This window comes from Pseudooceanicola sp. LIPI14-2-Ac024 (genome assembly GCF_042188925.1).
Lineage (GTDB): Bacteria > Pseudomonadota > Alphaproteobacteria > Rhodobacterales > Rhodobacteraceae > Pseudooceanicola.
The window spans coordinates 2642585-2654425 of record NZ_CP170102.1 but is presented as its reverse complement, the minus strand read 5'-3'; the positions used below and the strand labels follow the sequence as shown (position 1 = coordinate 2654425).

The 11841-nt window shown below is 66.9% G+C and carries 11 protein-coding genes and 1 pseudogene; 6 read left to right on the top strand and 6 right to left on the bottom strand.

What is annotated here, in order from left to right:
- Position 1 precedes the first annotated feature (1 nt).
- Positions 2-517 carry a peptide deformylase gene (gene def, locus ACE2AC_RS12955; RefSeq protein ID WP_375692107.1) on the bottom strand — a complete coding sequence of 172 codons (516 nt, stop codon included), beginning with the start codon at positions 515-517 and terminating at the stop codon, positions 2-4.
- Between the two features lie 96 nt (positions 518-613).
- On the opposite strand from def, the gene ACE2AC_RS12950 reads away from it, so the two are divergent.
- Together ACE2AC_RS12950 and ACE2AC_RS12945 are read left to right on the top strand one after the other, a co-directional pair.
- Positions 614-1792 carry a MalY/PatB family protein gene (locus ACE2AC_RS12950; RefSeq protein WP_375687665.1) on the top strand — a complete coding sequence of 393 codons (1179 nt, stop codon included), beginning with the start codon at positions 614-616 and terminating at the stop codon, positions 1790-1792.
- Between the two features lie 14 nt (positions 1793-1806).
- Positions 1807-2424 carry a VOC family protein gene (locus ACE2AC_RS12945; RefSeq protein ID WP_375687663.1) on the top strand — a complete coding sequence of 206 codons (618 nt, stop codon included), beginning with the start codon at positions 1807-1809 and terminating at the stop codon, positions 2422-2424.
- Between the two features lie 3 nt (positions 2425-2427).
- On the opposite strand, the gene ACE2AC_RS12940 is transcribed toward ACE2AC_RS12945, so the two are convergent.
- On the bottom strand, positions 2428-2823 hold the full coding sequence (locus ACE2AC_RS12940; RefSeq protein ID WP_375687661.1) for an acyl-CoA thioesterase: 396 nt from the start codon (positions 2821-2823) through the stop codon (positions 2428-2430).
- 96 nt (positions 2824-2919) lie between these two features.
- Here ACE2AC_RS12940 and ACE2AC_RS12935 point away from each other — a divergent pair, with 96 nt between their 5' ends.
- The gene (locus ACE2AC_RS12935) at positions 2920-3303 is read left to right on the top strand and encodes a PaaI family thioesterase (RefSeq protein ID WP_375687659.1); all 384 of its coding nucleotides are present in this window, start codon (positions 2920-2922) and stop codon (positions 3301-3303) included.
- A gap of 3 nt (positions 3304-3306) precedes the next feature.
- On the opposite strand, the gene maiA is transcribed toward ACE2AC_RS12935, so the two are convergent.
- The 4 genes from maiA to aroQ all read right to left on the bottom strand — a co-directional run bounded on the left by maiA (position 3307) and on the right by aroQ (position 6573).
- Complete coding sequence (maiA, locus tag ACE2AC_RS12930; RefSeq protein ID WP_375687657.1) at positions 3307-3945, bottom strand: maleylacetoacetate isomerase; 639 nt, start codon at positions 3943-3945, stop codon at positions 3307-3309.
- Entirely contained in the window at positions 3942-4634 is a 693-nt protein-coding gene (locus ACE2AC_RS12925; protein ID WP_375687655.1) for a fumarylacetoacetate hydrolase family protein, read from the bottom strand. The genes maiA and ACE2AC_RS12925 overlap by 4 nt, the downstream gene beginning before the upstream one ends.
- 89 nt (positions 4635-4723) lie before the next feature.
- Positions 4724-6139 (bottom strand): hypothetical protein, encoded by a 1416-nt coding sequence (locus tag ACE2AC_RS12920; RefSeq protein WP_375687653.1) that lies wholly within the window; start codon positions 6137-6139, stop codon positions 4724-4726.
- On the bottom strand, positions 6136-6573 hold the full coding sequence (aroQ, locus tag ACE2AC_RS12915) for a type II 3-dehydroquinate dehydratase (protein WP_375687651.1): 438 nt from the start codon (positions 6571-6573) through the stop codon (positions 6136-6138). Before aroQ ends, ACE2AC_RS12920 begins: the two co-directional genes overlap by 4 nt.
- A gap of 126 nt (positions 6574-6699) precedes the next feature.
- Here aroQ and ade point away from each other — a divergent pair.
- The 3 genes and pseudogenes from ade (at position 6700) to ACE2AC_RS12900 (ending at position 11839) form a co-directional block, all read left to right on the top strand.
- A pseudogene (gene ade / locus ACE2AC_RS12910) lies at positions 6700-8399 on the top strand (adenine deaminase).
- 152 nt (positions 8400-8551) lie between these two features.
- Positions 8552-10648 (top strand): 3-hydroxyacyl-CoA dehydrogenase NAD-binding domain-containing protein, encoded by a 2097-nt coding sequence (locus ACE2AC_RS12905; protein ID WP_375687649.1) that lies wholly within the window; start codon positions 8552-8554, stop codon positions 10646-10648.
- A 3-nt stretch (positions 10649-10651) separates the two neighbouring features.
- On the top strand, positions 10652-11839 hold the full coding sequence (locus ACE2AC_RS12900; protein ID WP_375687647.1) for an acyl-CoA dehydrogenase family protein: 1188 nt from the start codon (positions 10652-10654) through the stop codon (positions 11837-11839).
- The last annotated feature ends 2 nt before the right edge of the window (positions 11840-11841 follow it).

Here is an 11841-nt window from a genome sequence, read left to right as displayed (position 1 = left end):
CTCAGGCCCTCGCGCGTTCGCGCTTGAGCTTCTGCATCTTGCGGGTGATCATCTGCCGCTTCATCGGGCTCAGGTAGTCGATGAAGAGCTTGCCGTCGAGGTGGTCGATCTCGTGCTGGACGCAGGTCGCCCACAGGCCGGCAAAGACATCCTCGCGGCTGTTCCCGTCCCGGTCGATCCAGCGCACCTCGACCTCGGCCGGGCGTTCGACCTCGCCGTACTGCTCGGGGATCGACAGGCAGCCTTCCTCGTAGATGTTCGTGTCGTCCGAGGCGGCGATGATCTCGGGGTTGAACATGACAAAGGGATTGGGCGGGCCGTCGTCCTTGACGCAGTCCATCACCAGAACCCGCTGCAGCACACCGACCTGCGGCCCCGCCAGCCCGATGCCGGGCGCGTCGTACATGGTCTCGAGCATGTCATCGCCGAGCTTGCGCAGATCGTCGCTCAGGTCGGCAACGGGCGCTGCGACCTTCTTCAGTCGCGGGTCGGGATGGATCAGGATCGGGCGTTTCATCCGTTTCATTTAGGCGATGAAGGAAAGGGGCGCAACGATCCACTTGCGCCCGCCGGTGAGTGGGCTAGCTTCCCTTCGGAATTGGAAGGACGACTGATGTTTTTTGACGAGTTGATCGAGCGGCGCGGCACCCATTCGGCGAAATGGGACAAGATGGAAGAGTTCGCGGGCGTCTCTCCCGACGACGGGATCCCGATGTGGGTCGCCGACATGGATTTCCGCCCGCCGCAGGGCGTGATCGACGCGGTGAAATCCTATGCCGAGCACGGCGTCTTCGGCTATTTCGGCAACGATAGTGACTATCTCGACGCGATCCGCTGGTGGGCCCGCGAGCGGCACGGCTGGACCATCACCGACGAGGACGAGGCGATCTTTTCGACCCACGGGCTGGTCAACGGCGCGGCCCTGGCGATGCACAGCTGGACCCAGCCGGGCGACGGCATCATCCTCTTTACCCCCGTCTACCACGCCTTTCACCGCGTGATCACCGCCGGCGGTCGCGAGGTCGTGCAGTTCGGGCTGGTCGAGAAGGCCGGCCGCTACGTGATGGACTTCGACGCCTACGAAGGCCAGATGACCGGGCGCGAGAAGATGATCCTGTTCTGCTCGCCGCACAATCCCGGCGGCCGGGTCTGGAGCGTCGAGGAACAGCGCGCCCTGGCGGCCTTTGCCGAGAAACACGACCTGATCGTCGTCTCGGACGAGATCCACTGCGACATCGTCCTGCCGGGCCACAAGCATGTGCCGTTTTCCGTCGCCGCGCCCGAGGCCGCGCACCGGACGGTGATGATGACCGCCTCGACCAAGACCTTCAACCTGGCCGGCATGCACACCGGCAACGTGATCGTCGAGGATCCCAAGCTGCGCGCCACGTTCGCGGCGACGGTTGCCGGGCTGGGCCTGTCGCCGAACGCCTTCGGCAAGCACATGGTCCCCGCCGCCTATTCGCCCGAGGGCGCGGCCTGGGTCGACGCGCTCTGTGCCTATGTCGCCGGCAACTGCGAGGTGTTCGACAAGGGCATCGCCGAGATCCCGGGCCTGCGCTCGATGAAGCTCGAAGGCACCTACCTGGCCTGGGTCGATTTCGCCGGCACCGGGATGGAACGTGACGAGGTGATGCAGCGGATCGCGGGTGAGGCGAAGATCGCGGTGAACCAGGGTCCGGCCTTCGGGCATGGCGGCGAAAGCTGGAACCGATTCAACCTCGCCACCCCGCGCGCGCGGGTCGAAGAGGCGGTCGAACGGCTGCAAAAGGCCTTCAAGGACCTGCAATAGGGTCTATTCGGGCGATGGCTGAGTTCGACCATATCGTCGTCATCGCCCCGGACCTTGCCGCGGGGCTCGACCACGTGGAGGCGGCCATCGGGGTGCGTCTGCCCAAGGGCGGATCGCATCCCTTGATGGGCACCCACAACCACCTCGTCCGGCTGGGCGAGGCCGCGTTTCTCGAGGTCATCGCCGTCGATCCCGACGCGCCCGCGCCGGCCCGCCCGCGGTGGTTCACGCTGGATCACCGCCCCGATCGCCCGCGGCTTGCGCACTGGGTGGTGCGGACCACCGACATGGCGGGGCTCCACCCCGCGCTGCCGACATCCAGCGGCCCGGCCCTGCGGGTCACCCGCGGGGATCTGCACTGGCTGCTGACCGTGCCCGAGGACGGTTCCCTTCCCGAGGGCGGCACCTTTCCCAGTCTGATTGAATGGGGCAACAGCCCGCTGCCGCCGCGTGCCATGCCCGGCGCCGGGCTGGAGCTGCGGCGCCTCGTGCTGAGCCATCCGGATCCCGCGCACCTGCAGGGCCTCCTTTCCGGCGTCATCGACGACCCGCGGGTCGAGGTGGCGGCGGGCCAGGCCCCCGCGCTGGCCGCGCTGATCCAGACGCCCGAGGGGCCGAAGTGGCTTGAGTAGAGCCTAGAGCGCTTCGAGTTTCGTCCGATAGACCTCGGGGATCGGCGCCGCCTTGCGCGCCTTGAGGTCGAAGTAGACGGTCACAGTCTCGGCCTCGGCCCTGAGGGAGTCGCTGGCGGCATCCGACATCCGGTGCAGGACGGTCATCGACTTGGTGCCCAGCTTCACCAATTCCGAGGTCACCACCACCGCCGTCCCGCGCGGCACCTCGTCAAGGTAACGGATCGTGTGCTGCACGTCGGCCCAGCCGAAATTCTCGTCGGTGACATGCCCGATCATCGCCAGCAGGACAAAGGCCGCGTCGTCGAACATGCCCAGGTAGTGGCGCACGTTCATGTGCCCCATCTCGTCGCAGTGCCAGGGTTGCACATAGGTCCGCAGGGTTTCGGTTCCGGCCATCTCGTCCTCCTTCTGTTGCGTCCCTATCCTCGACGTCGCGGCCAGAGTTGCAAGTCGCCGCCGCCCGTGGCCTTCTGCCGGAAACGGGAGGATCCGATGAGCGATACGACTTTCGACGGCAAGATCAGCTTTACCGTCCGTTACGACGGCGATGACCGCGCCAGTGGCGAGATGCCGGTGCAACCCGGTATCCTGAATCCCTTCGGCACGGTGCATGCCGGGGCGATGATCTGGTTCGCCGATGTCCTGGCAACGCGGCTGGTTCTGGGCGGGGCCGAGGTGTCGAAGGGCATGCAGGGCTTTCCCCTTGCGGTGAACCTGAACGCAAACCTGCTGGCCAACACGCGCGAAGGCACGCTGACCGCACGGGCGGAATACGTGAAAAAGGGGCGTCGGCTGAGCGTGGTCCGCACGCAGGTCCTCCGCCCAGATGGGCGGGTCATGCTGGACATGACAACCAGCCACGTTCCTTCGGAATAGGGTCTATTTCGCGTCCGGGTCGGGGTGCCGGTCCGGGTGCGCGGCGGCAAAGGCCGGATGCTCGAGGCAGGCGGCGGTGATCGCGGTCAGCCGCGGCAGGCAGGTGGTGTCGACCGAGAACCGCCCGGCATTTCGCATCTGCGGCACGATGCAGATGTCGGCCAGCCCCGGCGTCGCGCCAAAGGCATAGGATCCGCCGTGGTCCTCGCGCGTCAGCAGCGCCTCGCAGGCGGCCAGCCCGCGCGCGATCCAGGTCTGCGCCCAGCTCCGCTGGCCGGCGGCGCCAATGCCATGGTCTTCGGCCAGCAGCCGGAGCGTGCCGGAGTTCTGCAGCGGATGCACGTCGGCCACCACGATCTGCGCAACCGCGCGGGCATGGGCCCGGTCGATCGGCGCTGTCGGCAGGAAAGGCGGGGCCGGCTGGACCTCGTCGAGGTATTCGAGGATGGCCATCGATTGCGAAATCGGGCCGTCATCGGTGATCAGGGTCGGGATCCGGCCCTGCGGATTGATCGCGAGATAGGGCGCCTCGTAGAATTCGCCATCGCGGAGGTTCACCACCTCGGCGTCGATCCCCTTGAGGTTCAGCGCGATCCGGCAGCGGTAGGCCGCCGAGGATCCGGACCGCGAGAGCAGTTTCATTCGGGATCGCCGAGGGTCAGCACGACCGGGGCCAGCCCGTCGACCGTGCCCTCCAGCGTCGATCCCGCGGTCACCGCGCCGACACCGGCCGGGGTGCCGGTATAGATCAGGTCGCCGGGGCCGAGGTGATAGTATTGCGACAGGTGCGCGATCACGTCCGGGACCTTGTGGATCAGCTCGGTCAGGGTGGCATCCTGCCGCGTCTCGCCGTCGACGGTCAGGCGGATCGCCTGGTCCGAAACAGTCCCGAACTCGGCCGCCTTGGTGATTTCCGCGATCACGGCGGCCCCCTCGACATCCTTGCCCAGGGACCATGGCCGGCGCTTGTCCTTGGCCTCGCCCTGCCGGTCGCGGCGCGTCATGTCGAGGCCGGTGGCATAGCCATAGACCGCCGCGGCACCTTCGTCGGGCGTGCAACGGAAGACCGGTGCGCCGAGGGCGACGACGAACTCCATCTCGTGGTGGTAATCCTCGGTCCCCGGCGGATAGGGCAGGGTCGCGCCGCTGAGGACCAGGTGCGCGGGCGACTTGGTGAAGTAGAACGGCGCCTCGCGGTCGACCTCGTTCCCCATCTCGGCGGCATGGGCGGCATAGTTGCGGCCGACGCAGAAGATGCGGCGCACAGGGTAGCCTTCGGTCTCGCCCTTCACGGGCACATCGGGGATCGGGGGCAGGGCGAAGAGGCTCATGGTGCGTCCTTGTCAGAAGCGGTTGCGCGGGATCCTACTGCGGTTCGGCGGCAGGGAAAAGCGGGGCGGCGATAGCGGGAGAACAGGCTCTATCCAAGGCCGAACACCGCCATGCTGGTGACCCAGAGCGACAGCGCCACGCCGCAGCAGATGGTGTAGGCGCCGTTCCACTGCCAGCCGACCCGGAACGACGAGATGCCCGCGAAATTGCCCAGGAGGAGCGTCGTCGCCGCGAAGGGCGAGTTGGCGCCAGAGAGCGCCCAGCCCCCGGTGAAGGCGATGAAGACCGCCGTGGGGGTCACGCCCAGCACCTCGGGATCGGGCACGAAGGGATAGATCAGCGTGGCCGACAGGATCGGGTTCATCCCCAGTTGCCCGGTCAGCGGCATCAGCCAGACCACCGCGACCAGCACCGCCCAGCCGGGCAGCACGTGCAGGTCAAAGCCCGTCGCCTCGATCATCGGGGTCAGCAGGACCGCGCCGATCGAGCCAATGTACCCGGCCATCGACAGCAGCAATAGTTCGTCCCTGTAACGGGGCAGATCTCCGGTCACGTAGGTTCCGATCCGGCGCCCGGCATGGCGCGCCTTGGCGCCCGCCGGTCCCTGGATCGCGAACCAGCAGGCCGAGATCACAGGCACCACGACCAGCATGATCGCGGTGATCCTGAGGCCCGTCGCCTCGTGCAGGCCGATGGCTAGCGACATCAGCAGCACCAGCAGACCGCCAAGCGGCAGCACGGCGCGCCAGGTCTCGTCCTCGCGGGGTTTCGGCGGGTTGGGGTTGTGCACCCTCGGCTTGAAGATGGTGTCGAGGGCCCAGCCGATCGACACCAGCAGGAAGGACGAGACCAGCGCGTAGGGCAGGGTCCGGCCCCAGTTCACGCCGGGGATCAGCGACGAGGTGATGGCGACCGCGAAGGCGAGCGGCGACCACGGCAGCATCGACCCGAACCCGCGTTGAATCGCCAGCAGCATCCGCCGCATGCGGTGCTGGCGGATCACCGGATCGGGTTCCTCCTGCGCGGCCGAGGTGGCGAGCGAGCCGAGCAGCGCGATGGCACCGTAGTTCAGCAGCAGCGCAAAGGCCTGCCCGCCCACCGTCAGCGCAAGGTAGCGCCGTCCGGGCGGCTGGTGCGCGAGGTAGAGACCGCAATCCCGGATCGCGGGCGAGCCGTCGGCGGCGTGCCGCAGCGAGGTCAGGGCCGAGAAGAAGGCCGCGATGAAGGCGCCGCGGTCCAGCGCCTGCAGGATGGTGCTGTCCCAGTCGGGGCGCGAGGCGACGGCAAGCCCGCTGAGCCCGAGCGCCACGGCGACGAACACCAGCCGCCCGCGCCGGACCCTTGGCGCGACCAGCAGGATCAGCACCGGAAGGGTCAGCGCGGCGGCGGTTCCGGTCCAGCCCGGACCGCCAAGCTGCGACCAGGCGACAAGCGCGGTCAGGATGACGATGACCGGCCCGGTCAGTCGGATGTCGAGGGGGGTCTGGTCCGGCCCCGCGCTCATGCGCCGGCAAGCAGCGCGAGGTGGCGGAGGGCCAGCTGGTAGCCCTGGGTGCCGCATCCGGCGATCACCCCCTCGGCGCGGGCCGAGACATAGGAGTGATGGCGGAAGCTCTCGCGCTTGTGGATGTTCGAGATATGCACCTCGACCACCGGCGCTTCGTAGGCGTTCAGCGCGTCGAGGATCGCGACCGAGGTGTGCGAATAGGCGCCGGGGTTGATGATGATCCCCTGCGTCGTGCCGCGCGCCTCGTGGATCCAGTCGACCAGCTGGCCCTCGTGGTTCGATTGCCGCAACTCGATCTCGATCCCGAACTCCTGCCCGAGGGTCCGGCACTCGGCCTCGATGTCGGCGAGGGTGGTGCGGCCGTAGATCTCGGGCTGACGCTGCCCCAGCAGGTTCAGGTTGGGGCCGTTGAGGATCAGGATTTTCGTCATGGGACCATTCCGTTCCGGATGGCCGATGGGTGCCACGGCGTCCGGGCGGGTGCAATGCCCGATCTGGACAGGGCGCGCGGTTTGCGTTCACCTGTGACGCAGGCTCTTCCGTTCACAGGTGATTTCATGATCCGTCCCGCGCTCTCCGACCTCATCGCACAGGGCCGGGGGGATGCGCCGGCCGACACCGTGTTGCGCGGCGGGCGGGTACTGGACGTGGTGACCGGGTCATTCATCGACGGCGACGTGGCGATCTGCGGCGACACGATCGTCGGCATCGGCGCGAACTACGAGGGGCGTGAGGTGATCGACGTCTCGGGAAAAACCCTCGTTCCCGGTTTCATAGACACGCATCTGCACATCGAAAGCTCGCTGGTCACCCCGCAGGAATTCGACCGCTGCGTCGGTCCGCGCGGGGTGACGACGGCGATCTGCGACCCGCACGAGATCGCCAATGTCATCGGCGTGCCGGGGATCGAATACTTCCTGGCCTGCGCGCGCGAGACGGTGATCGACATCCGGGTGAACCTGTCGTCCTGCGTCCCGTCGAGCCACATGGAGACCGCCGGGGCCGAGATCCCGGCCGAGGATCTGGTGCCGCTGATGGACGATCCGGCGGTGATCGGGCTGGCGGAGTTCATGAATTATCCCGGCGTGATCTTCCAGGATCCGGGCTGCATGGCGAAATTGGAGGCATTTCGCGGACGCCACATCGACGGCCACTGCCCCCAGCTGCTGGGAAAGGACCTGAATGCCTACATTTCCGCCGGCATCCGAACCGAGCACGAGGCCACCACCGCCGAGGAGGCGCGCGAGAAGCTGCAGAAGGGGATGCGCGTCCTGATCCGCGAAGGCTCCGTGTCGAAGGACCTGCATGCCCTTCACCCGCTGCTGACCGACGTGACCTCGGCCTACATGTGCCTGTGCACCGACGACAGGAACCCGCTGGATATCGGCGAGCACGGGCATCTCGACTACATGATCCGCGAACTGATCCGGCTCGGCTGCCCGCCGCTGGCGGTCTACCGCGCTGCCAGCCTCTCGGCGGCCGAGGCGTTCGGGCTGAAGGACCGGGGCCAGATCGCTCCGGGCAAGCGGGCCGACATCGCGGTGATCGATTCGCTGGAAAGCTGCCGTGCCTCGATGGTCCTGGCGGGGGAGTCGTCCTCGCGGATGCAGCATTTGCGGCGCGAAAGCCGGTGGCGCCGGTCGGCCGCAACTCGGTCAAGGCGCCGACCGTCACGCCCGAGGATTTCCGCACCACCGCGAACCGGAGCAAAACCGACGTCATCGGCATCATCGACGGCAAGATCATCACCGAGCACCTGCACGAGGACATCTCGGTCGAGGACGGCGACAAGCTGCCCGACCCGGCGCGTGACCTGGTCAAGATCGCGGTCGTCGAGCGGCACGGCCGGAACGGCAACATCGCCACCGGCTTCGTTCGCGGCTTCGGGATGAAGCGCGGGGCCATCGCCTCGACCGTCTGCCATGATCACCACAATATCGCGGTTGTTGGGGTCGATTACGACGACATGGCGCTGGCCGCGAACCGGCTGGGCCAGATCGAGGGCGGCTTTGTTGTGGTGCAGGATGGCAAGGTCCGGGCCGAGCTGCCACTGCCGGTTGCGGGGTTGATGAGCCTTGCACCCTTCGAGGCGGTGCATCACGATCTGGTCAGCCTGCGTGCCGCGGCCAAGGCGCTTGGCGTGACGCTCGAAGAGCCGTTCCTGCAACTCGCCTTCCTGGCGCTGCCGGTGATCCCGGCGCTCAAGATCACCGACCGGGGCATGGTCGATGTGGTGAAGTTCGAGATCATCTCGTGACCCGCCGCGACAATTTCTGCAGTGCGAAATGAATTTCTGCTAATTGACCTCACCGTCCGCGCGGCATAGCTTGCCGGCCGACAGGGGAGGAGCGGGGCACAGGTCTGTGCCGCGGTGCCTCTCCATACCTGAAGTTCGAAGAGGGCACCCCCATGGCTGAGACGACACCCGTCAATGACGTGATCTCGATCGCGCAGGAGGGCGACATCGCGCTCGTCTGCATCGACAACCCGCCGGTGAACGCCACCGGTCAGGCGGTGCGGCAGGGCCTGCTCGACGCGATGGAAAAGATCGGCACCTCGGCCAAGGTCATCGCGATCTACTGCGCCGGCCGCACCTTTGTCGCGGGCGCGGACATCAAGGAATTCGGCAAGCCTCCGCTCGCCCCGTCGCTGCCCGACGTGCTGAACCAGATTGAGGACAGCGCCGTGCCGGTAATCTCGGTCATCCACGGCACCGCGCTTGGCGGCGGGCTGGAACTGGCGCTGGCGACCCATGCCCGCGTCGTGATCGAAGGCGCTAAGATCGGCCTGCCCGAGGTGCTGCTGGGTCTGCTGCCGGGCGCCGGCGGCACGCAGCGGCTGCCGCGCCTCGCCGGTCTGCCGTTCTCGCTCGATGTGATCCTGTCGGGCCGCCAGGTTTCGGCCAAGGAAGCGCTCGAAAAAGGCGCGGTGGACCGTGTCGTCGCCGGTGAGCCGCGCGCGGTTGCGCTGGCCGCCGCCCAGGAGGTGCTGGACGGCACGCTCGCCACCCGCAAGACCAAGGACCTGACGGCGGAGTACGACGCCAAGGTGATCGAGGACACGCTGGCTGGCGTGAAGAAGAAGAACCCGCACCTGATTTCGCCGGTGAAGTGCGTCGAGGCGGTCGCCGCCTGCAACAAGCCGCTTGAAGAGGGTCTGAAAGTCGAGCGTCAGTGCTTCATCGACTGCATGCAGACCCCGCAGCGCGCGGGCCTGATCCACGCATTCTTCGGCGAGCGCGCGGTGTCGAACATCCCCGAGGCCAAGGGCGACACCCGCCCGCTGGACAAGGTCGGCGTGATCGGCGGCGGCACGATGGGGTCGGGCATCTCGACCTCGTGCCTGCTGGCCGGGATCCCGGTGCGGCTGATCGAGGTTGCGCAGGACGGGCTCGACCGTGGCGTGGCGACGATCACCAAGAACCTCGATGGCGCAGTGTCGCGCGGCAAGCTGAGCGCCGACAAGCGCGATGCGGCGCTGGCGATGCTGGAGCCGAGCCTGGCGATGGAGGACCTCGCCGACGTCGACCTGGTGATCGAGGCGGTGTTCGAGAAGATGGAGATCAAGAAGGAGATCTTCGGCAAGCTCGACACCATCTGCAAGCCGGGCGCGATCCTCGCGTCGAACACCTCTTACCTCGACGTGAACCAGATCGCCGGGATGACCAACCGTCCCGAGGACGTGCTGGGCCTGCACTTCTTCTCGCCCGCGCACGTGATGCGCCTGCTCGAGATCGTGCAGGGCGCCAAGACCGCGCCGGACGTGCTGGCGACCGGTTTTGCCCTTGCGAAGAGACTGAAAAAGGTCGGCGTGCTGGCGCAGGTCTGCGACGGGTTCATCGGCAACCGCATCCTCGGCCACTATTCCAAGGTCAACGCCTTCCTCGTGCTCGACGGCGCCTCGCCGCAACAGGTGGACAACGCGCTCGAGGGCTTCGGCCTCGCCATGGGGCCGCACAAGGTCGGTGACCTCGCCGGCCTCGACATCGGCTACATGAACCGCCAGCGGATGAAGGAAGAGGGGCTCGACCCGAACGCCCGCTACGGCGGCGACGTGGCCGACCGGATCGCCGAAAAGGGCTGGTACGGGCGCAAGACCGGGCAGGGCTACTACATCTATGAGGCCGGCGCGCCGGTGCCGAACCCCGAGGTGGCGACCATCATCGACGAGGTCCGCGCCGAGAAGGGCATCACGCCGCAGAGCTTCACCGACGAGGACATCGTCGACCGCTACATGACGGCGATGATCTCGGAAGCCGCCCGCGTCGTAGAAGATGGGACCGCCAAGCGCCCCGTCGACGTCGACATGGTCTTCCTGTTTGGCTACGGCTTCCCGCGGTTCCGTGGCGGTCCGCTCCACTACGCCGACACGATCGGCGCCAAGGAGCTGGTGAGCCGGATCGAGACATATGCGCAGGAAGACCCGAACTACTGGCAAGTGCCCGAACTTCTGCGCAAGATGGCAGCCGACGGCACGACTTTCGCTGATCTCAACAAGGAGGGTTGAGGAATGGATCTGACCTTTACCGAGGAAGAACAGGCCTTCCGCCAGGAAGTCCGCGATTTCTTCAAGGAGAACCTGCCCGACGACATCCGCGACGCGGTGAAGAACGGCGGTGAGCTGACCAAGGAAATCATGGAGCGCTACCACGCGATCCTGAACAAGAAGGGCTGGCTCGCCACGACCTGGGACGAGGAATACGGCGGCCCCGGCTGGACGCCGGTGGAACGGCACATCTTCGACGAGGAAAGCTGCCGCGCCTACGCCCCCCGGATCGTGCCCTTCGGTCTGAACATGCTGGGGCCGGTGCTGCAGAAGTTCGGCTCCCAGGAGCAGAAGGACTATTACCTGCCGCGCATCCTGAACGGCGACGACTGGTGGTGCCAGGGCTATTCGGAACCGGGCGCCGGCTCCGACCTCGCCTCGCTCAAGACCCGCGCGGTGCGGGACGGCGATCACTACGTGATCAACGGCCAGAAGACATGGACCACGCTCGGCCAGCATGCCGACTGGATCTTCTGCCTCTGCCGGACCGATCCGGACGTGAAGCAGCAGGAAGGCATTTCCTTCATCCTCGTCGACCTCAAGACGCCGGGGATCGAGATGCGCCCGATCAAGCTGATCGAGGGCGGTCACGAGGTGAACGAGGTGTTCTTTACCGACGTGCGCGTTCCGGTCGAGAACCTGGTGGGCAAGGAAAACCAGGGCTGGACCATCGCCAAGTACCTGCTGACCCACGAACGCACCGGCATCGCCGGCGTCGGGTTCTCGATGCTCGGGCTGGAAGAGGTGAAGGCGCTGGCGCGCAAGACGATCCGCAACGGCAAGCCGCTGATGCAGGATCCACTGTTCGCCGCCCGCGTCGCGCAGGTCGAGGTCGACCTCGAGGCGATGAAGATCACCAACCTGCGGATGCTCTTCAAGGCGCAAAAGCAGGGTGCCCCGGGGCCGGAAACCTCGATCCTCAAGATCAAGGGTACGGTCATCAACCAAGAGCTCAAGGACCTCGCGCGCCGGGCGCTCGGGCCGTCGGCGGCTCCGTTCCCGGGCCACATCACCGATGGCAACCTCGCGCTCGCCCCGGCGGATCACGCCAACGACGCCGCGCGTTACTTCAACAACCGCAAGACCTCGATTTTCGGCGGGTCCAACGAGATCCAGCGGAACATCCTGTCGAAAGCCGTGCTGGAGCTCTGATT